We start from the raw sequence: 20,147 nt of genomic DNA on the forward strand, positions 1-20,147 counted from the left end.
TCTATTGTAAAAATTTTTCACGTAAGTTTTTAAACAACATATAATTCGCCCGGAATATTCATCTATTTTTCTTGCGTGGTCATTATGGAACAACAAACTTCTGCTGCCGGCTGTGGCAGCGAAATGCAAACTTCAGTCATTAATCTGGATGGCCTGAAACCATCGGTGAGCTGTCATCCCACGGTTGAGCGCTGGCGTGTAGAAGACATCATGGCACTGTTTGAATTGCCATTCAATGACTTATTACACAGGGCGCAAACAGTGCATCGTGAACACTTTGACCCTAATGCCGTGCAAGTCAGCACCTTGCTATCGATTAAAACAGGTGGCTGCTCCGAAGATTGCGGGTACTGCCCACAAGCGGCGCGTTATCACACTGATGTCGAGAATGAGCCACTGATGCAGCTGGACGAAGTGCTGGCAGCGGCCAAAGCAGCTAAGGAAAGCGGCGCCAGCCGGTTCTGTATGGGGGCTGCCTGGCGTGGCCCCAAACAGCGCGATCTCGAACCCGTACTCAAGATGATTTCTGAAGTCAAAGCCATGGGTTTGCAAACCTGTGCCACCTTGGGCATGCTCAAAGATGGCCAGGCAGAACAACTGAAAGAGGCCGGGCTGGATTATTACAACCATAATCTGGACACCGCACCAGAGTTTTATGGAGATGTCATCACGACGCGTACCTACCAGGACCGTCTGGATACCCTTGATCGCGTGCGTAGCGTGGATATCAATGTCTGCTGCGGTGGCATTATCGGTATGGGCGAAAGCCGTGCACAGCGCGCAGGCCTGATTGCGCAATTAGCCAACATGGAACAGCCACCAGAGAGCGTGCCAATTAACCTGCTGACACAAGTAGAGGGCACACCCTTGCATGGAACAGAGGCTTTAGATCCACTGGAGTTTGTGCGTACCATCGCTATTGCGCGTATTACCATGCCGACCAGCTTTGTCCGGTTGTCTGCTGGTCGCCAGAGTATGGGCGAGGCCGTTCAAACCTTGTGCTTCCACGCCGGTGCCAACAGTATTTTCTACGGTGAGAAATTGTTGACTACAGGGAACCCTGAGGTTGAAGCGGATAACGCCTTGTTTGGCAAACTGGGCTTGAAGAAGATTTAATGAGCGATTTGTTGGAGTCTTTACGGGCCGACCTTGAAAAGCGGCAAACTCTGGGCTTGATGCGCCAGCGGCGGCTTCTTGACTCGCCGCAAGCAGAACATATCACCGCTAATGGGCAGCCATTTCTGTCTTTTTGCAGCAATGATTACCTTGGGCTTGCGAATGACCCCGCACTAGTGGCTGCCTTGCAACAAGCCGCAGCCGAGGCGGGTGTTGGTAGTGGTGCTTCTAACCTGATTACCGGCCATCACCGTTATCACGACCAACTCGAACAAGCCTTGGCAGCCTTTGTTGGCAAGCCTGCTGCCTTGTTGTTTTCTACCGGCTATATGGCCAATATCGGTGTGATCAGTGCCTTGATGGGACGTGATGATGCCGTGTTTTCAGACAAGCTGAACCATGCCTGTCTCAATGACGGGGCTTTCCTGTCGCGTGCCACGCATCATCGCTTTCCGCACAACGACGTCGCGGCACTGGAAAAGCTGCTGCAAGCGAGTACGACACGGCACAAACTGGTTGCTGCAGATGCGGTTTTCAGTATGGATGGTGATCTTGCCCCGCTGGCAGAATATCTGGAACTCTGTGAGCGCTACGATGCCTATTTATATGTGGATGATGCGCATGGGTTTGGTGTACTTGGACCGCAGGGCCGCGGCTCCCTCAAACATCTGGGCCTGCAATCACCCCGATTGATCATGATGGGGACGCTGGGCAAGGCCGCCGGGGTTGCTGGTGCTTTTGTTGCCGGTGAGCAAGTGGTGATTGACTACCTGATACAGCATGCCAACAGTTATATTTATACGACGCCAGCACCTCCTCCTTTGTCTGCGGCACTCTTGGCCTCTGTAAAGGAAATTGAATACGGTGATGCACGCAGGAAGCAATTGTTCGACATGATTGCATTGCTGAAAAGTGAGCTGTCACTCACACGCTGGCATTTGTTGCCATCTGAAACCGCTGTCCAGCCGCTGATTGTGGGAGACAATCATGAAGCCTTGGCCCTCAGCCAGTATCTGCAGGTGCGAGGCATCCTGGTCCCGGCCATCCGTCCGCCGACTGTGCCGGTCAATACCTCACGATTACGTATTTCATTATCTGCAGCCCATCGCGCTGAGGATGTGCGTGCCTTGATCAGTGCGTTACATGCGGCTGAGAGCGACATTCCTGCCGGAGTACAGGCATGAGTTGCTTTATCGAAATCATGGGCCAAGGCAAACCCTTGGTCTTGCTACATGGCTGGGGCATGAACAGTGCCGTCTGGGAGCGCATCACCAAACGTCTGTCTGCCAATTATCGTCTGTTCCTGGTCGATTTGCCTGGCATGGGTCAAAGCCGCCCGGTCTATCCATATCATTTGCATAGCCTGGCTGAAACGGTGGCGGAAGAAATCCCCGGGGTATCCAGCATCCTGGGCTGGTCTCTCGGTGGCTTGGTCGCGCAGCAAATTGCGCTCAATCAGCCAGACCGCGTAGAAAAATTGATTCTGGTTGGGACCAACCCCTGCTTTGTCAGCAAGGCGGATTGGACGCATGGGATAGAGGCTCGTCATTTCGAGCAGTTCAATGAGCGTTTTGCCAAAGATTTTAATGCTACCTTGCTGAATTTCCTGACCTTGCAGTGCATGCACGCTAAGGATGCGCGTAGCACGGTACGCCAATTACGCATCGCCTTTGGCGCCAAACCGACGCCTACGCAGGATAGCCTCAATCAGGCACTGGATATCCTGCTACAGACGGACTTGCGCGAAGAGGTTGGTCGTTTGTTCCAGCCGACACTGATCATTCATGGTGACCGCGATACGCTGGCGCCGGTGTCGGCCGCGCATTGGCTGGCCATGCATTTGATGCGAGCACGTTTGCGAGTAATTGCCGGTGCCTCACATGCACCCTTCCTGTCGCATGCCGATGCCTTCTGCGAGTCTGTTGAAGCCTTTATGGCAGATGAGTCAGCGCTTCGGTCGACGGAGAGTTAAATGCAGGATGTTTACCAGATCGACAAGTCGCGCATGCGGCAATCGTTTCATCGTGCCGCCAAACAGTATGATGCAGCGGCCATTTTGCAACGCCAGGTGCGTGAAGAGATGCTCAGCCGCCTCGATGTCGTCAAGCTTGAACCTGGTGTGATCCTGGATGCTGGTTGCGGGACTGGTCATGGTTTAAGCGCCTTGCTTAAGCGGTTCAAGAAAGCGCAGGGGATTGCGCTTGATATCGCCGAAGGCATGTTGTCTCGTAGCAAAGCACTGTTTCCCTGGTACCGTTTCTGGCAAGCTTCTCCTCGCTTTGTCTGTGCTGATATCGAGGCTATGCCCATCGCCACTGCCAGTGTGGATATGGTGTGGTCTAACCTGGCGGTGCAATGGTGTAATGACATGGATACCGTATTGCAGGAATTCAGGCGCGTGCTCAAGCCCAATGGTTTGCTGATGTTTGCCACGTTGGGGCCAGATACGCTAAAGGAGTTGCGTGCGGCGTCTGGCAATGATCATACGCATGTCAGCCGCTTTATTGATATGCACGATATTGGCGATGCCCTGACGCGTGCCGGTTTCAGTGCGCCTGTGCTGGATGTCATGCATTACACGCTCACATACGACAAGGTTGAGTCTCTGATGCGTGATCTCAAAGCCATCGGTGCGCACAATGCCACAGCCGGACGCGTTAAAGGGCTAAGTGGAAAAGGATTCTTGCAAAAGTTACGCCACGGCTATGAAGTCTTCAGGCGCGACGGCAAGTTGCCAGCGACTTATGAAGTAGTGTTTGTGCATGCCTGGACCGGCAGCCAGCCCTATACCGCCCCAGGTATCAGCCCGGTACAGTTTATGCCACGCAAAGATAAACAAAGGTAAGTCATGCATGCGTTGCCACGTCATTTTTTTGTGACCGGGACTGATACTGGTGTGGGCAAAACCACAGTTACTGTTCGCCTGATGCAACAACTGGTGGCACAAGGCCTCACTGTCATTGGCATGAAGCCGGTTGCTTCCGGCTGTGAATGGTTAGAGGGTCGCTGGCAAAATGAAGATGTTTGCCAGCTCACCGCCGCTTCCAATGTGAAGGCGCCGCCAGAGTTGATCAACCCCTATTGTTTTGAGCCAGCGATTGCACCGCATATCGCTGCGGCACAAGCAGGCGTCGCCATTGACCTGAACATCATTCAGGAGGCTTATACGCAACTAACCACCCTGGCCGATGTGGTCATTGTCGAAGGGGCTGGCGGCTTGCTGGTACCGCTGAACAGCAGCCAAACCATGGCTGACCTGATCCAGGCGCTGGATATTCCTGCGCTGATGGTCGTCGGCATGCGTTTGGGCTGTATCAATCATGCCTTACTGACGGCGCAAGTATTGAAGCAGCGCGGCATCGATTTTTGCGGCTGGGTGGCGAACAGTATTGATCCGCAGATGTCTATGCCACAAGAAAACTTGCTGACTTTAATAGAGAGCCTGCAGCAACCTCCCGTGTTGCAAGTCCCTTTTCAGGAATCCTCGCCTTAAATGGAATCTTCGCTCCTTACCCGCACAGCGTTGCGTGCCTCGGTGCCACCTGTCACCAAAAGCCTGATCGCATTGAATGTGCTGGTGTTTGTGGTGATGTTGTTCGGCGGCGCCGGTTTCTGGCATTCGCCGAATACGGTTCAACTGACCTGGGGTGCCAATTTTGCCCCGGCCACGGCAGATGGGCAATGGTGGCGGCTGGTATCTGCCATGTTCTTGCATTTTGGTGCCTTGCATCTGGGCATGAATATGCTGGCCTTATGGGATGGCGGCAAACTGGTCGAGCGCATGTTTGGCGCAGCGCGTTTTATTGTGATTTACCTGATCAGTGGCGTAGGCGGCAATCTCTTGTCCTTGGTCGTACAGGGCAATGATGCGGTGTCTGGCGGCGCATCCGGTGCTATTTTTGGCATTTATGGTGCGCTATTGGTGTATGTCTGGTTCGCCAGACGACAGATGCAGGCACAAGAGTTCCGTTGGTTGTTCTGGGGCGCGCTGCTGTTTTCTGCACTCACGATCGTCATGGGCTATATCATTCCCGGCATTGATAACTCAGCCCATATTGGTGGATTTGTCACGGGCATTGTGATGGCAACACTTCTCTTGCCATCTGGCATCTTGCCGAGCAGGCAATTAAGCATCACGCAATGGTCAGCCGGTGTAGCCTGGCTCGTCGCGTTGTTTGTATTACTCACTCACTTACCAACCCCCAAATATCGCTGGCAGGAAGAGGTGGCGATACAAAAACAAGTGCAAAAACTCAACCAGGTGGATCATAAAGCCCAGCAAAAATGGCGGCAGATTATGCTGGAGGGGCGTGAGGGCAGCCTGAGTTTTGATGATATGGCGTCAAAAATTGATACTGAGGTCGCCACACCTTACGAAGAGAGTTTTGAAAAGTTATCAAACTTAGCGGATGACCCCAAGCTACCTTCTGCGGCTTTGCTTGAGCAAGCCAAGGCCTATGCGTTAAAACGCAGCGAAGCTAGCAAAGCCGCGGCTGACCAATTGCGTAATATGCCGTTCACGCCGGGCCGTCCGGCACAGTGACCTACTGTTGCACTGCCGAGAAAGAACATCCCTTCAACCATAAGGCAAAGTCTACAAATCGGTCGCATCGCGCTGTTGCTTGTACTTATTCTGCTGTTTAGGGCTATGAAATTTGGCATGCAGGCGATCCGCACGGTTGAATGCCTGTCGCCAGAAATCTTCACTTTGTGGCAAATAATGGGCCTTGAATATCTGCCAGTCTTCCCGGGTAAAGCCGAAGTCCATGCAAGAGAAAATCAGTCCGGCGATATCCTTGCGCACGTCTGTGCCATGGGGTGAAACGCCTTGCAGTACCCGGTGCAGATCGAGTAAATAAAACGCCGTCTCTGCAGTTAAGGGTGACGATTTCTGCAGCGCGATATGGCACAGGTAAAAGTCACGGTGACACAGGCCCGCAGCATGGAATGTCTTCGCCAGTTTCGCGACTGCAATTAACATGGCCTGGCGGGTTTCCGCAGAGGCCGGTGTTTGCCAGCTTTTGCAAATATCCTCCAGCGAATGAATGTCCCCCAGGTCTTCCGTCAGCAGGAATGACCGCTGATTGGCTGCATATTCACCTTGTACACCGTAAGCCGCGATGGGGGTGGTGGCGATTCCAATTTTTTCCAGCGCCTGGATAGCCCGCACTTCCGTCATCGCACCGATGATAGGACGTTTGAAACTCAGCCAGTTTTTGGTGATCTCGCGCCAGCCAGTGGCTTCGTGTTGCTTGATAAAATAGGATTGCCCGGCGATGGCGATACGCATGGTTTTGCGGTTGGCCGCAGCGCGTACGGTATATCCCTGCAGCGACATAAAGTCTTCAAAATAATACCTCTGCAATGCCTGTGCGTGGGCCGGCGACAGCCAAAGGCTGCTGTCGTGTAAGGGCTTTTCTGGCCGATGTGGAAGTGGTTGCAATCTGTTTCCTGAAGCTAACTGGATCAGTGTCCGAGCTTCTGCCTTTCCCGGGTTTTCGCGCATGAGTTGCGCAGCATAACTGAGTCCCGCCTGGCTGAATCGTTCCCTTTCCGTTGCTAAAGCTGTCGCGAGTTCCCGATTAAGCGTCTCCTGACTGAACGGGCCCGGAATGAGGATGCCGGCTCCGGCTTTGGCGATATGCGGCGCATAACCGCATACTTCTGTCGTGATGACGGGTAAACCGCTGGCCATGGCTTCGAGTAATACATGACCGGCCAGCTCGCGCCTGGCCGGGTGCACCAGCCAATCGCAGGCTTGCATCATTTGTGGGATATCATCGCGGCCGCCCAGTACCTGCACCTGATTGCTTAAACCTTTTGCCTCAATATGTTTTTGCAGCCAGCGTGGATTGTCCTGGCCGATAATCAGCATGCGTACCTTGTTTTTGACACTTTCAGGTAAAGCGGCAATGGCAGTCACTGCACGGTCTGCCCCTTTGGTTTTGAAACCTGAGCCTACCAGCAATAAAGCAATCTGCTCAGGCAAAATGCCAAATGTTTCAGCCAACCATTGCTTTCTTTGTGCGCGCTCAAATGCATGGAAGCGCTGTGGATCCAAGATTGGTGGAATCAGATGGAAGCGATCATCGGGTGTCTGGTACCAATGCTGAAAAGTTTGCTGTTCCTGTGGGGTGAGCGTGAGGATGTGGGTGTTGCTCGCAGGGGAAAAAATTGCTTCTTCCGCTTGCTGGAACCAGCGATAACGGCTGGTGAGCCTGTACCACCAGGGGCGTTCCTCATGTGCTTTGGCGATAAAGCAGGAATCGGCAGCGAAATACACATCGATGGGCTGCATGCGGTTAAAACCCACTACCAGATCAAATGGTTCTACCTGCACGGCCTGCTGCATGGCGCTGATCAGGCTGGCATGCCTGGTATGGTTACGCCAGCCGCTGCTGGTACATAACTTTACTTTGATATCCTCAGGTTGCAGGCCTTGCCACTCCCCGGTGAAAATCGTGACCTCATGCCCAAGCGCGACACAGTCTTTTGCGATACGCAGCATATCGCGCTGCACCCCGCCATAGGGAAAGTATTTGAAAATGAGAAACGCAAACTTCATGCGATGGCATTGTATGCGAAAATAGCGGCCATGAAACGCATCCTGATTGTCAAAACAACCTCCATGGGTGATGTGATCCACGCTTTGCCCGTGGTTGAAGATATCCTACAGCACTTTCCAGACGCACAGATTGACTGGCTGGTAGAGGAAAGTTTTGCCGATATTCCACGCTTGCATCCACGTGTGCAGCAGATATTTAAGGTTGCGGTGCGCCGCTGGCGCAAGCAATGGTGGCATTGCCAGACCTGGCGTGAAATTTCCGCTGTCAAACAGGCAGTGGCTGCGCAGCCTTATGATTTGGTGCTTGATGTACAGGGCCTGGTCAAAAGCGCCGTGATGTCCACCTGGGCGCAAGGCCCTCGCTATGGCTACGACAAACATTCCATCCGTGAACCCCTGGCTAGCCGGTTTTACCAGCATGCATTTGACATTCCTTACCGTCAGCATGCGGTGATCCGTATGCGCACATTAGCAGCGATGGCATTGGGATATGACGTGCCAAAAGACAAGCCCAATTATGGTCTGGCGGCAGGTATTCAGCGCACCAAAACACCTGCTTTTCTGGCCTTGCATGCCACCAGCCGAGACAGCAAGTTATGGCCAGAAGATCACTGGATTGCTTTAGGTCAGCATTATGCAGCGCAAGGGTTGCAGATGTGGTTGCCGTGGGCGAGTGCCAGTGAGCAAGCACGGGCAAAACGAATAGCCGCCCAAGTACCGCAAGCAATAGTGCTGCCTAAACTCAGCCTGCAACAGTTGGCCGGTCAAATGCCACAGGCGAAATTTGCAGTGGGCGTGGATACCGGTCTTTCACACCTGGCTGCTGCGCTGGACATTCCAGTTGTTGCTCTTTACACCGACACCGAACCAGCGTTTACCGGTGTAGCGGGTGGACGTGAGGCGCCTGCCATCAACCTCGGCGGTAAGGAGCAAGTGCCCGCCGTCAATGCCGTGATTGATCATCTGACCGCCATGACCTTGCCAGTCGTGCACATTTAAAATCACAAAATTCACATTTAACCCTTGAAATCAGTAGGGGCATCCCCAACATTGGGAAGATATTGAGAGGAAAGTGTTGGTCACCTCTCAGCCAGAACAGTGTTGAACAAGAAGGGGAGTCCCATGCAAGAACCAAATACACCTGCCGAGGTGAACGCAACTGAGTCTGCAGTGAATGACGCTGCACCAGAAATCCATGTAGAAGACAATCAGGCAACGCGTATTGCCGAGCTGGAAGCAGCACTGGAAGAAGCCAAGGCACAAGTCTTATATGTCAAAGCCGAAGGTGAAAATATTCGCCGTCGCGCGCTGGATGATATTGATAAAGCCCGTAAATTTGCGCTGGAAAAATTCAGCGGTGAGTTGCTGGCAGTGAAAGACAGCCTGGATGCCGCATTGGCGGTAGAAAGTACTGAGGTTGATAGCTATAAAAATGGCGTGGAATTGACAGCCAAACAATTACTCAGCGTATTTGAAAAATTCAATATTGCTGAAATCAATCCCATAGGCGAAAAGTTTGACCCTAACAAACATCAGGCGATCAGCATGGTGCCAGCTGAAGGTGAGCCGAATACCGTGTTAAGTGTATTGCAAAAAGGCTACAGCTTGAATGAGCGCGTATTGCGTCCAGCCTTAGTGACTGTGATTCAGGCCAAGTAAAGCAACCACATTTTCAATAGGGGCTTGAAATCTTTTCAGGCATCCCAATTATTACATCATTGATGTTGTGATTAACGAATTTTAAGGAAAACATAAAGATGGCAAAGATTATCGGTATTGATTTGGGAACGACAAACTCATGCGTCGCCGTGATGGAAGGTGGCAAGCCACGTGTGATTGAGAACGCTGAAGGCGCGCGTACCACGCCTTCTATTATTGCTTATCAGGAAGATGGCGAAATTCTGGTCGGTGCCCCAGCCAAACGTCAGGCAGTGACCAACCCTAAAAACACCCTTTTTGCAGTGAAGCGTTTGATTGGCCGTCGCTTTGACGAAAAAGAAGTGCAAAAAGACATCGACCTCATGCCTTACACCATTGCCAAAGCAGACAATGGTGACGCATGGGTAGAAGTGCGTGGCAAAAAACAGGCGCCACCACAAATTTCTGCTGAAGTGCTGCGCAAAATGAAGAAAACCGCCGAAGACTACCTGGGCGAAGAAGTGACCGAGGCCGTGATTACCGTGCCCGCTTACTTTAACGACAGCCAGCGTCAGGCCACCAAAGACGCTGGCCGTATCGCTGGTCTGGAAGTAAAACGTATCATCAACGAGCCAACAGCGGCGGCGCTGGCATTTGGTTTGGACAAACAGGAAGGCGACCGCAAGATTGCGGTATATGACCTGGGTGGCGGTACTTTCGATATTTCGATTATCGAAATTACTGAAATTGACGGCGAACACCAGTTCGAAGTGTTGTCCACCAACGGTGACACCTTCTTAGGTGGTGAAGACTTCGATAACCGCATCATCGACTTCTTGGCTGACGAGTTCAAGAAAGAAAACGGCTTGGACTTGCGTAACGACTTGCTGGCAAAACAGCGTTTGAAAGAGGCGGCTGAGAAAGCCAAGATCGAATTGTCTGGTGCGCAGCAGACTGAAGTGAACCTGCCATACATCACGGCAGATGCGACTGGTCCTAAGCACTTGGTGGTGAAAATCACTCGTGCCAAGTTGGAGTCACTGGTGGAAGACCTGATTGAGCGTACCATCAGCCCATGTAAAACGGCATTGAAAGATGCGGGTGTGTCTCCTTCAGATATCTCTGACGTGATTTTGGTCGGTGGCCAGAGCCGCATGCCAAAAGTGCAAGAAAAAGTGAAAGAGATTTTTGGTAAGGAACCACGTAAAGATGTGAACCCGGATGAAGCCGTGGCCGTAGGTGCTGCAATCCAGGGCGGCGTGTTGAAAGGTGACGTCAAAGACGTATTGCTGCTGGACGTGACACCGTTGTCCCTGGGTATCGAAACCCTGGGTAGCGTGATGACCAAGCTGATCAAGAAAAACACCACGATTCCTACCAAGGCATCCCAAGTGTTCTCGACAGCCGAAGACAACCAGAATGCGGTGACCATTCATGTGCTGCAAGGTGAACGCGAAATGGCTTCCGGCAACAAGAGCCTGGGTCAGTTTAACCTGAGCGATATTCCACCTGCACCACGTGGCATGCCGCAAATTGAAGTGACGTTTGATATCGATGCCAACGGTATTTTGCATGTGTCTGCCAAAGACAAGGCTACTGGCAAAGAAAACAAGATCACCATCAAAGCCAACTCCGGCTTGTCTGAAGAAGAAATTCAGCGCATGGAAGAAGATGCGGCTAAATATGCTGACGAAGACAAAAAACTGCGTGAACTGGTCGACGCCCGTAACCAGGCGGACAGCGTGTTGCATAGCGTGAAAAAATCGTTGGCTGAGCATGGCGACAAGATTGAGGCCGATGAAAAAGCCAAGATTGAAGACGCGATTAAAGACCTGGAAGCGGTAGCCAAAGATGGCGACGATAAGGAAGTGATTGAAGCCAAGACTAACGCGCTGATGGAAGCTTCACAAAAACTGGGTGAAAAGGTCTATGCCGAGCAACAGGCACAGGCCAATACCGAAAGTGCACAAGCTGAAACTGAAAAAACAGTGGAAGGCGATGTGGTGGATGCCGAGTTTGAAGAAGTGAAGAAAAACTAAGCTTGAAAACGGCGGGTAGACATGCCTGCCCTTTTTTCAATCATGCCGGCAAACACACTACGCTGACTGCGAGTGTGTTTGTCTTTATGGCGCAAGCGCATTAAACGGAAAAACTATGGCAGCTGCAAAAAAAGATTATTACGAAGTGTTAGGTGTCAACCGCGACGCCAGTGAAGAGGAAATTAAAAAATCCTTTAAGAAACTGGCCATGAAGTTTCACCCTGACCGAAACCCGGATAACCCCAAAGCCGAAGAGAGTTTTAAAGAGGCTAAAGAAGCCTATGAAGTCCTGAGCGATGAGCAGAAACGCGCCGCTTATGACCAGTACGGACATGCTGGCGTAGACCCCAGTATGAGCGGTGGTGGCGGGTTTGGCGGGTTCAATTCCGGCAATTTCAGTGACGCATTTGGCGATATTTTTGGTGATATTTTCGGTGGTGCGCGCAACCAACGCTCGAATGTATATCGCGGCGCGGATTTACGCTACAACCTGGAAATTTCCCTGGAAGATGCGGCAAAAGGGACCGAAACCAAAATCCGTATTCCGGTACAGACCACTTGTGAAACCTGTCACGGTTCAGGTGCGCGTCCAGGCACATCCCCTGTGACGTGTACGACCTGTAACGGTCACGGCCAGGTGCGCATGCAACAGGGTTTTTTCTCTGTGCAGCAAACCTGTCCCAAATGTCATGGCACCGGCAAAATGGTGAAGGAGCCTTGCCCAACTTGCCATGGTGCTGGTCGCGTCAAACAGAATAAAACGCTGAATGTGAAGATTCCAGCAGGCGTTGACGAGGGAGATCGTATCCGCCTCAGCGGTGAGGGTGAAGCTGGCGTCAATGGCGGTCCAACGGGTGATTTGTATGTGGTGGTGCATCTCAAGGAACACCCGATTTTCCAACGCGAAGGTGCAAATCTGCATTGCGAAATGCCTATCAGTTTTAGTACCGCGGCATTAGGCGGCGAAATTGAAGTGCCGACGCTGGATGGTGCAGCCAAGATGAAGATCCCGGCTGAAACGCAAACAGGCAGTGTATTCCGTTTGCGTGGCAAGGGTATCAAGCCTTTGCGCTCCAGTGAACATGGTGATTTGATGGTGCATGTGGTCGTTGAGACGCCAGTGCGTCTGACAGAAAAGCAGAAAGAACTGTTACGTGAGTTTGAGAGTAGTACGCAGGCAGATGCGGGAAAACATAGCCCCAAGAATAAAAGCTGGGTAGATAAAGCCCGCGACTTTTTTAGCTAATTTGCATTCCATTGCGGCCGATAGTGAGGCAGAGTTAAATCTGCTAAACTATTGGCCGTTTCCTTTTTATCGTTTTACTTAAAACGATCTCTGCAAGCTGTTGTTTTTATTAAAGTTACAATTTGATAACAATTGAATTTTGACTTTTACAATTCAGTTACAGCTTGGTCAAATTACTGCAATAACTCCTCCCTATACTGAATCCATCTTTAAACGAAACACAAAATGTTTTGTTTGATGGCTAGGTTTAGTTGATTTTCAACACTAGCATTGATTTCCTCCTGATCCAAACCCCCTTTTAACCCGCATTAGCGGGTTTCTTTTTTTCTACCGTCCTCTTTTCCAGATATCTACGATCGCTGGGGTGGTCTCTGCCGACAACATCGTTTATGATGCATGCAACGCTTGTGGTATTTCATGTAAAAACAGCGACTGTGTTCATTTGATCATGTTGAAGATTGCCATTTTTAATCAGAAAGCAGGTGTCGGAGCAACGACAACTGCACTTAATCTGGCTGCGGCTTGCCAGCGTAAGCGGCGTCAGCTGTTGTTGCTGGATATGGATCCACAAGCCAGACTGACTGAGGTGTACAAACATACCGGGCTGGATGTGCAGCAACATTTACTCAAGTTTTATCAGGATGAAACACCGCTTGCCAATCTGATTCAACCATTGCGCAATGGCTTGCAGATTATTTCGGCAAGCCCCGAGCTAATGAAAGTAGACTCACAATTTGGACGCGGACCGAAGACACTGAATCGTCTGAGCACGGGTTTGGCGGAACTTGCGCAAGCGCAGCCAGCACTGGATGTCGTCATGGATTGTTGTCCTTTTGTGGGCGTGATCTCCCTGAGTGCGGTGTTTGCCAGTGATCTTGTGCTGATACCTGTCGCCACCGATTATTTGTCTATCCATTCTGCAGTTAAAATGGATAAGGCCCTCAATGCCCTGCAACCCGTGTTAAAGCGGAAAATACAGCGCCGTTATTTGCTGACGCGAGCGGATAAACGCAAGCCCATGACTGTCGAGGTGGAGCAGGAAATGCGCCGTTTGTTTGGCAGTGAGGTGCTGATCAGCAAAATTCACGAGCATACTGCCTTGGCGGACAGTACGCGTATGGGGCAACACGTGTTCGAATACGATGTTGAAAGCGATGCTGCACAGGATTACATGGCGCTATATTTTGAGTTGCAGGATGTGGTAAAACAACTGCCACGTGCCGAACCAATAGCTGCCTAATCGCTAAGCTTCACGTCGGCTACTTAACCATTGCCGTCGCCAGAACACCAGTAACATCGCCAGGGCAATCAACAGCATTATTAATATCGCCCACCAAAAACCTTGAGGCTCTTTTAACCACGGCATCTGTTCAAAGTTCATCCCAAAAATACCCGCAATCAGTGTCGCAGGCATAAACAGCATGGCGACAACAGTGAGTGCGCGTACTTCCAGATTCACGCGCTGGCTGAGGCTGGTCATGTAAATATCCATCAGGCCACTCAAGGTGTCCCGGATGGCTTCCAGCGATTCCGTGAAATGCACGGTGTGGTCATACAAGTCGCGAAGGTAGGGCAAGGTTTGCGGGCTGAAAAAGCCGTGTTCATTGCGGATCAGGCTATTGAGCACTTCACGCAAAGGCCACACAGCACGGCGTAACTGTATGGTCACATGTTTCAGGCGGTGTATGTTCTGCAGGTCTTCGGGGCTGGGGCGATCCAGCAGGTGATTTTCGAGCTGTTCGGCATCGTCGTTGATCGCTTCCAGTACCTGGAAGTAGCGTTCCATCAGACTGTCCAGTAAGGCGTAGCATAAATAGTCGGAGCCGCTTTGACGCAATAAGGCCTGGCCCTGGCGTAGTCGCTCGCGCACAGGTTCGAAGCTACCAGAAGGTCTTTCCTGGAAAGTAAGCAACCACTCACGTCCCAAAGCCATACTGATTTGTTCTGAGCTGACGCTCATGCTGCCTGCCTCATAGTAAAACAACCGGGTTTCCAGAAACAGATAATCGAGGTAGGTGTCCAGTTTTGGGCGTTGCTCGGTATTTAAAATATCATCCAGCACCAGTGGATGCAGCTTGAAGCGTCGGGCGACCGCTTGCAGGACCGGAATGTCGAGTACGCCATGGACATTGATCCAGGCTACGTGGCCGGCAGGTGGTTGCCAATGCTCAATATCCTGCATAGTGAGTTGTTGTGACAGGATATCTTGTGCGTTATAGCAAATTTTATGGATACAGGCGTTTGGTAACGGTGTACCCTCAGGTGTTTCTGCCAGTGTCGGGCTGTTGGTGCCCAGAAGCTTATGTTTGCGGTGTCTGCGTTTAGCCATCGTTATTCCAAATCAAATTGCCAGTACCTATTGCTGGCCCAGCATAAGCGTTCATGGCCTGGAAATCAACCTGCGGCGGGTGTGGCGGCAGTCTATGCTAAAATAAAGAAAATTATTCAGTAGGAAAATCGCATGTCTGGCAATACCATCGGCACCTTGTTCACCTTGACTTCATTTGGGGAATCACATGGCCCTGGCATTGGCGGTATTGTGGATGGGTGCCCACCGGGGCTGGAGCTCAGTGCGGCTGATTTGCAAATAGACCTGGATCGCCGCAAGCCGGGCACCTCACGCCATGTCACCCAACGCGCAGAAGCCGACGAAGTGGAAATCTTGTCTGGGGTGTTTGAGGGTAAAACTACCGGTACACCGATAGGCCTGTTGATCCGCAATACCGATCAGCGCTCCCAGGATTACAGCAAAATCATGGATACTTTCCGTCCTGGACATGCTGACTATACCTATAGCCAGAAATACGGTATCCGTGATTATCGTGGTGGTGGCCGTTCCAGTGCACGTGAAACCGCAGTACGCGTGGCCGCAGGTGCCATCGCCAAGAAGTGGCTCAAGGAAAAATACGGCATCCAGATTCGTGGTTACCTCAGCCAGATTGGTGAGATCAAGATCCCATTCGTGAGCTGGGAGGCAGTGTCACAAGAGGGTAATGCTTTCTTCTCACCCAATGTCGAAATCCTGCCGCAACTGGAAGCCTATATGGACCAGATCCGTAGTGAGCGTGACTCCGTGGGTGCGCAAATTACCGTCGTCGCAGAAAAAGTCCCTGTCGGCCTCGGAGAACCGGTGTTTGACCGGCTAGATGCTGATATTGCCCATGCCATGATGGGCATCAATGCTGTCAAAGGCGTTGAAATCGGTGCCGGGTTTGATTCAGTCGCACAGCGTGGCAGTGTCCATAGTGATGAACTCACACCAGGCGGCTTTGCTACCAACCACGCCGGTGGTGTGCTTGGTGGCATCTCCACTGGTCAGGACATTGTGGTCAATGTCGCGTTTAAGCCTACGTCAAGTATCCCGCAACAGCGCCACTCCATCAATCAGGCCGGTGATGCGGTCATGATGCAAACCACAGGCCGCCATGATCCATGCGTAGGCATACGTGCGACACCGATCGTAGAAGCAATGCTGGCACTGGTGTTGATGGATCATGCCCTGCGCCACCGTGGTCAGAATGCAGACGTGCATACCAGCGTTCCAAAATTGTAAGATTACCTCCGCTCGAGCCAGGTGCCTGAGCAATATCTATCGAAACGCGAGTATGCCATGAGTCACGCCTTACACTTTAACCTCTCGCGTTTCTATTTTATTTACTATTTCTTTGTCGGTGCGTTTGTCCCCTACTGGGGGCTGTACCTGACGGCAGAATCTTTTTCCCCGGCCGATATTGGCATCCTGATGTCCCTGTTCCAGTTGAGCCGCATTATTGCGCCTAACCTTTGGGGCTGGTTGGCCGATCATACCCGGCAGCGTGTGCGCTGGATACGTATGACCGCCTTTTTGGGGCTATTGGGGTTCATCGCCATTTTCTGGGCACATGACTTCACTACCATGTTTATTGTGATGGTGGCCCTGAGTTTGTTTACCAGCTCAACTTTGCCTTTGTCTGAATCATTGGTGCTGGCGCATCTGGCGACCACCAATGGGCATTACAGCAAAATTCGTTTATGGGGTTCATGGGGCTTTATTGTAGCTTCGGTGCTATTGGGATATTTGACCGACTGGTTTGGCATTGGCAGCCTGCTCTGGTTTATCCTGCTGGTGCAATGTACTTTGTTTGGCCTGACTTGGAAGCTGCCTGAAGCGCATGTTCCTCCACATGCGCATGACGATTTTTCCATCTGGCAGATCCTCAAACAACCCGCCGTGATGTCACTTCTTATCGGTTGTGCCATGATGGTGACGGCGCATGGCCTCATGTATAACTTTTACTCGATTTATCTGGCAGAGCATGGGTATAGCAAAGGCATGATAGGTTGGCTGTGGTCGCTGGGCGTGATTTGTGAGATTGGCATTTTCATGAAAATGCCATGGATCATGGCACGCTTTAAATTGAAAACCATTTTATTGGCCAGCCTGATGATAGGGGTTGTCCGTTTTGCCATGATGGGTCTGGTGCCAGACCAGCTAGTACTGCTATTGCTGGCGCAGACCATGCATGCGTTCACCTTTGGCAGCTTCCATGCCGCTTCGGTAGAGGTGGTCACACAATACTTTAATGGCCGGCATCAAGCCAAGGGGCAGGCTATTTATAACAGTGTTGCGTATGGTGTGGGTGGCGCCTTAGGCGGGCTACTAGGCGGCTTCGCCTTGCAGTATCTGGGTGGACAAGTGACGTTTACTCTAGCCGCTTTATTTCCGCTGCTGGGTGCCATCATTGTCGCTTTAGGGTTACATTTATCGCAGCCTTACGCCCGCAAAGGCATGTTTAGCCATTAACGATTTGTAGAAATAAAAACAGCCCTTGAAAGGGCTGTTTTGCGATGCGTGCCTTGATTAGTTAATGCGCTTGTCTCTCTCAATTAATGCATAAGCGCTATGGTTGTGAATGCTCTCAAAGTTTTCTGACTCAACCACATATTTGACGATGCGCTTTTCAGCGTTCAACTGCGCAGCGACGTCGCGCACCATGTCTTCCACAAATTTTGGATTGTCATAGGCGCGTTCGGTCACATACTTCTCATCCGGGCGTTTGAGCAGTCCATACAGCTGGCAAGAAGCCTGTTCCTCAATCAGCGTAATCAGGTCTTCCAGCCACATAAACTCATTGAGCAGGGCAGTCACAGTGACATGGGAGCGCTGGTTGTGTGCGCCGTAGTCCGAAATCTTTTTGCTGCATGGGCATAGGCTGGTCACTGGCACCATCACTTGCACCGTGATCTCGAACTGGCCATTCTTGATTTCACCGATAAACTTCACTTCGTAGTCCAACAGGCTTTTCACGCCAGACACTGGCGCTGCCTTGTTAATGAAGTATGGGAAGCGCATTTCGATATAACCCGACTCAGCTTCCAGGCGCTCCACCATCTGTCGCAAGATGGTTTCAAAAGAGTCAATCGAGATGGCATGCTCGTTCATGTTGAGGATTTCAACAAAACGCGACATGTGCGTGCCTTTGAAGTTGTGCGGCAAATGCACATACATATCAAATACCGCGACGGTATGTTGCTCACCGCCGGTTTTGTCTTTCACAATGACTGGATGACGAATAGACTTGATGCCTACTTTATTAATGTCCAGTTGGCGTACATCAGGTGTATTTTGTACGTCTTCAATCATCGCAGGAATAACGGGTTGGTTCATCAGGTGTTCCATAGCGGGAGTGCCCGCCTGTTGATTAATGGTTGAGTTTACTACTCGGAAATTAATTTCTCAATAGCTGTGCAAATGCCAGCTTTATCTAGACCACATTCAGCCAGCATAGTTTCATGGCTGCCATGTTCGATAAATTGGTCTGGTAGGCCCAGGCAAATTATGGATGTTTTTACCTGATATGCTTGCAGGCATTCCATCACGGCTGCCCCGGCACCACCCATGATGGCATTCTCTTCAATAGTGACGATATGGTCATGCGTGCGCGCTATTTCAAGCACCATGGATTCGTCCAGAGGTTTGATAAAGCGCATGTTGACGACGGTCGCATCAAAAGATTCCGCCGCTTGTAGGGCAGGTTGCAACATGCTGCCAAATGCCAGGATGGCCACTTTATGTCCCTGGCGAACCAGTTGCGCCTTGCCAATCTGCAGTGTTTCCAGGGTCGGATAAACTGTTGCGCCAATGCCGCTACCTCGCGGGTACCGTACCGCTGCAGTGCCTGGATATTGATAGCCCGTGGTCAGCATCTGGCGGCATTCATTTTCATCACTAGGCGCCATGATCACAATGTTGGGGATGCAACGCATAAAGCTCAGGTCAAAACTACCGGCATGGGTAGGACCATCTGCACCAACCAGCCCGGCCCGGTCTACCGCCAACAACACGTCCAGGTTCTGCAGGGCAATATCATGAATCAGCTGGTCATAAGCGCGTTGCAAAAAGGTGGAGTAAATGGCCACGACAGGCTTGAGACCATCGCAGGCCATGCCCGCGGCAAAGGTCAATGCGTGTTGTTCGGCAATGCCGACGTCAAAATAGCGTTGTGGATAGGCCTCTGCAAAACGGTTGAGGCCGGAGCCATCACACATGGCAGGCGTGATGCCTACCAGTTTCTCATCTGCCGCGGCCATATCCACCAGCCAGTCACCAAAAATTTGCGTGTAGGTTGGGCGCTCACTGGTGCTCAGGCTATGGCCATTTTGCGGGTCAAACTTGCTAACACCGTGGTATTTGTTCGGGTTATCTTCTGCCGGGCTGTACCCTTTGCCTTTCTGCGTGACCACATGCAGGAATTGCGGGCCCTGCAGCTGGCGGATATTGCTCAAGGTATCTAACAGTGTATCAATGTCATGGCCGTCAATCGGGCCGATGTAATTAAACCCGAATTCTTCGAACAGCGTGCCTGGTGTGACCATGCCCTTGGCATGTTCTTCGGCGCGGCGGGCAAACTCTTTCACTGGTGGAATGATATCCAGCACTTTCTTACCACTGCGGCGTACGCTGTCATACAGCTTGCCAGACATCAGGCGCGCCAGGTAATTATTGAGCGCGCCCACATTATTCGAGATGCTCATATCGTTGTCATTGAGGATGACCAAAATGTTGGTATCCATGTCCCCCGCATTATTCAACGCCTCGAATGCCATGCCCGCTGTCATCGCCCCATCACCAATGATGGCCACACTGCGGCGGTTGGAGCCTTGTGCTTTGGCTGCGACCGCCATGCCTAACGCTGCAGAAATCGACGTGCTGGAGTGGCCTGTGCCAAAAGTGTCAAATTCACTTTCTTCACGTTTGGGGAATCCGGCAATGCCGCCTGCTTTACGCAGATTGGCCATGGCTTCACGGCGGCCAGTCAGGATTTTATGCGGATAGGTTTGATGGCCGACATCCCACACCAAACGGTCATCCGGCGTGTTGTAAATGTAGTGCAGGGCAATGGTGAGCTCCACTACCCCCAGGTTGGAGGACAAATGCCCGCCTGTTTGCGAAACACTTTGAATCAGGAAAGCGCGTAACTCTGCTGCCAGCACTTTGAGCTGTGAGCGTTCTAATGTGCGTAAATCTGTGGGCGATTGTATGCGGGACAGCAGCGAAGTCATG

The 20,147-nt window shown here is 51.5% G+C and carries 17 protein-coding genes; 13 read left to right on the forward strand and 4 right to left on the reverse strand.

Annotation, left to right across the window (positions count from 1 at the left end; translation table 11 throughout):
* The first annotated feature begins 84 nt into the window (after positions 1-84).
* The 6 genes from bioB to ACJ67_RS03070 are packed head-to-tail and all read left to right on the forward strand — an operon-like array spanning position 85 to position 5,659.
* The gene (gene bioB / locus ACJ67_RS03045; RefSeq protein ID WP_369799100.1) at positions 85-1,116 is read left to right on the forward strand and encodes a biotin synthase BioB; all 1,032 of its coding nucleotides are present in this window, start codon (positions 85-87) and stop codon (positions 1,114-1,116) included.
* Positions 1,116-2,300 carry an 8-amino-7-oxononanoate synthase gene (gene bioF, locus ACJ67_RS03050; RefSeq protein ID WP_049637822.1) on the forward strand — a complete coding sequence of 395 codons (1,185 nt, stop codon included), beginning with the start codon at positions 1,116-1,118 and terminating at the stop codon, positions 2,298-2,300. Before bioB ends, bioF begins: the two co-directional genes overlap by 1 nt.
* The gene (gene bioH / locus ACJ67_RS03055; RefSeq protein WP_049637823.1) at positions 2,297-3,088 is read left to right on the forward strand and encodes a pimeloyl-ACP methyl ester esterase BioH; all 792 of its coding nucleotides are present in this window, start codon (positions 2,297-2,299) and stop codon (positions 3,086-3,088) included. The genes bioF and bioH overlap by 4 nt, the downstream gene beginning before the upstream one ends.
* Positions 3,089-3,961 carry a malonyl-ACP O-methyltransferase BioC gene (gene bioC / locus ACJ67_RS03060; protein WP_049637824.1) on the forward strand — a complete coding sequence of 291 codons (873 nt, stop codon included), beginning with the start codon at positions 3,089-3,091 and terminating at the stop codon, positions 3,959-3,961.
* Positions 3,962-3,964: 3 nt separating this feature from the next.
* Complete coding sequence (gene bioD / locus ACJ67_RS03065; RefSeq protein WP_049637825.1) at positions 3,965-4,609, forward strand: dethiobiotin synthase; 645 nt, start codon at positions 3,965-3,967, stop codon at positions 4,607-4,609.
* Positions 4,610-5,659: a rhomboid family intramembrane serine protease gene (locus ACJ67_RS03070; RefSeq protein WP_049637826.1), complete on the forward strand. Its 1,050-nt coding sequence runs from the start codon at positions 4,610-4,612 to the stop codon at positions 5,657-5,659.
* Positions 5,660-5,710: 51 nt separating this feature from the next.
* Here the strand turns inward: ACJ67_RS03070 and rfaP are convergent, their stop codons facing one another.
* Entirely contained in the window at positions 5,711-7,681 is a 1,971-nt protein-coding gene (gene rfaP, locus ACJ67_RS03075) for a lipopolysaccharide core heptose(I) kinase RfaP (protein WP_049637827.1), read from the reverse strand.
* 3 nt (positions 7,682-7,684) lie between these two features.
* On the opposite strand from rfaP, the gene waaC reads away from it, so the two are divergent.
* The 5 genes from waaC to ACJ67_RS03100 all read left to right on the forward strand — a co-directional run bounded on the left by waaC (position 7,685) and on the right by ACJ67_RS03100 (position 13,844).
* The gene (gene waaC / locus ACJ67_RS03080) at positions 7,685-8,680 is read left to right on the forward strand and encodes a lipopolysaccharide heptosyltransferase I (protein WP_049637828.1); all 996 of its coding nucleotides are present in this window, start codon (positions 7,685-7,687) and stop codon (positions 8,678-8,680) included.
* A 123-nt stretch (positions 8,681-8,803) separates the two neighbouring features.
* Positions 8,804-9,340: a nucleotide exchange factor GrpE gene (gene grpE / locus ACJ67_RS03085; protein WP_049637829.1), complete on the forward strand. Its 537-nt coding sequence runs from the start codon at positions 8,804-8,806 to the stop codon at positions 9,338-9,340.
* 98 nt (positions 9,341-9,438) lie between these two features.
* Entirely contained in the window at positions 9,439-11,358 is a 1,920-nt protein-coding gene (dnaK, locus tag ACJ67_RS03090; RefSeq protein WP_018986183.1) for a molecular chaperone DnaK, read from the forward strand.
* Between the two features lie 115 nt (positions 11,359-11,473).
* Positions 11,474-12,604: a molecular chaperone DnaJ gene (gene dnaJ / locus ACJ67_RS03095; RefSeq protein ID WP_049637830.1), complete on the forward strand. Its 1,131-nt coding sequence runs from the start codon at positions 11,474-11,476 to the stop codon at positions 12,602-12,604.
* 448 nt (positions 12,605-13,052) lie between these two features.
* On the forward strand, positions 13,053-13,844 hold the full coding sequence (locus ACJ67_RS03100) for a ParA family protein (protein ID WP_049637831.1): 792 nt from the start codon (positions 13,053-13,055) through the stop codon (positions 13,842-13,844).
* 3 nt (positions 13,845-13,847) lie between these two features.
* Here the strand turns inward: ACJ67_RS03100 and corA are convergent, their stop codons facing one another.
* The gene (gene corA, locus ACJ67_RS03105) at positions 13,848-14,933 is read right to left on the reverse strand and encodes a magnesium/cobalt transporter CorA (protein ID WP_049637832.1); all 1,086 of its coding nucleotides are present in this window, start codon (positions 14,931-14,933) and stop codon (positions 13,848-13,850) included.
* Between the two features lie 132 nt (positions 14,934-15,065).
* Between corA and aroC the strand changes: the two genes are divergently transcribed.
* Both aroC and ACJ67_RS03115 read left to right on the forward strand, forming a co-directional pair.
* Complete coding sequence (aroC, locus tag ACJ67_RS03110) at positions 15,066-16,157, forward strand: chorismate synthase (RefSeq protein WP_049637833.1); 1,092 nt, start codon at positions 15,066-15,068, stop codon at positions 16,155-16,157.
* A gap of 57 nt (positions 16,158-16,214) precedes the next feature.
* Positions 16,215-17,387 carry an MFS transporter gene (locus ACJ67_RS03115; protein ID WP_049637834.1) on the forward strand — a complete coding sequence of 391 codons (1,173 nt, stop codon included), beginning with the start codon at positions 16,215-16,217 and terminating at the stop codon, positions 17,385-17,387.
* Between the two features lie 57 nt (positions 17,388-17,444).
* On the opposite strand, the gene folE2 is transcribed toward ACJ67_RS03115, so the two are convergent.
* Both folE2 and dxs read right to left on the reverse strand, forming a co-directional pair.
* A complete protein-coding gene (gene folE2 / locus ACJ67_RS03120; RefSeq protein ID WP_049639736.1) occupies positions 17,445-18,251 on the reverse strand; it encodes a GTP cyclohydrolase FolE2 in 807 nt (268 codons plus the stop codon).
* A gap of 50 nt (positions 18,252-18,301) precedes the next feature.
* Complete coding sequence (gene dxs / locus ACJ67_RS03125) at positions 18,302-20,146, reverse strand: 1-deoxy-D-xylulose-5-phosphate synthase (RefSeq protein ID WP_049637835.1); 1,845 nt, start codon at positions 20,144-20,146, stop codon at positions 18,302-18,304.
* Between the last annotated feature and the right edge of the window lies 1 nt (position 20,147).

The organism is Methylophilus sp. TWE2 (assembly GCF_001183865.1).
Taxonomy (GTDB): domain Bacteria; phylum Pseudomonadota; class Gammaproteobacteria; order Burkholderiales; family Methylophilaceae; genus Methylophilus.

Coding starts and splice junctions, on each gene's coding strand:
- bioB (WP_369799100.1), top strand. CDS start 85: ATGGAACAACAAACTTCTGCTGCCGGCTGTGGCAGCGAAATGCAAACT.
- bioF (WP_049637822.1), top strand. CDS start 1,116: ATGAGCGATTTGTTGGAGTCTTTACGGGCCGACCTTGAAAAGCGGCAA.
- bioH (WP_049637823.1), top strand. CDS start 2,297: ATGAGTTGCTTTATCGAAATCATGGGCCAAGGCAAACCCTTGGTCTTG.
- bioC (WP_049637824.1), top strand. CDS start 3,089: ATGCAGGATGTTTACCAGATCGACAAGTCGCGCATGCGGCAATCGTTT.
- bioD (WP_049637825.1), top strand. CDS start 3,965: ATGCATGCGTTGCCACGTCATTTTTTTGTGACCGGGACTGATACTGGT.
- ACJ67_RS03070 (WP_049637826.1), top strand. CDS start 4,610: ATGGAATCTTCGCTCCTTACCCGCACAGCGTTGCGTGCCTCGGTGCCA.
- rfaP (WP_049637827.1), bottom strand. CDS start 7,681: ATGAAGTTTGCGTTTCTCATTTTCAAATACTTTCCCTATGGCGGGGTG.
- waaC (WP_049637828.1), top strand. CDS start 7,685: ATGGCATTGTATGCGAAAATAGCGGCCATGAAACGCATCCTGATTGTC.
- grpE (WP_049637829.1), top strand. CDS start 8,804: ATGCAAGAACCAAATACACCTGCCGAGGTGAACGCAACTGAGTCTGCA.
- dnaK (WP_018986183.1), top strand. CDS start 9,439: ATGGCAAAGATTATCGGTATTGATTTGGGAACGACAAACTCATGCGTC.
- dnaJ (WP_049637830.1), top strand. CDS start 11,474: ATGGCAGCTGCAAAAAAAGATTATTACGAAGTGTTAGGTGTCAACCGC.
- ACJ67_RS03100 (WP_049637831.1), top strand. CDS start 13,053: ATGTTGAAGATTGCCATTTTTAATCAGAAAGCAGGTGTCGGAGCAACG.
- corA (WP_049637832.1), bottom strand. CDS start 14,933: ATGGCTAAACGCAGACACCGCAAACATAAGCTTCTGGGCACCAACAGC.
- aroC (WP_049637833.1), top strand. CDS start 15,066: ATGTCTGGCAATACCATCGGCACCTTGTTCACCTTGACTTCATTTGGG.
- ACJ67_RS03115 (WP_049637834.1), top strand. CDS start 16,215: ATGAGTCACGCCTTACACTTTAACCTCTCGCGTTTCTATTTTATTTAC.
- folE2 (WP_049639736.1), bottom strand. CDS start 18,251: ATGAACCAACCCGTTATTCCTGCGATGATTGAAGACGTACAAAATACA.
- dxs (WP_049637835.1), bottom strand. CDS start 20,146: ATGACTTCGCTGCTGTCCCGCATACAATCGCCCACAGATTTACGCACA.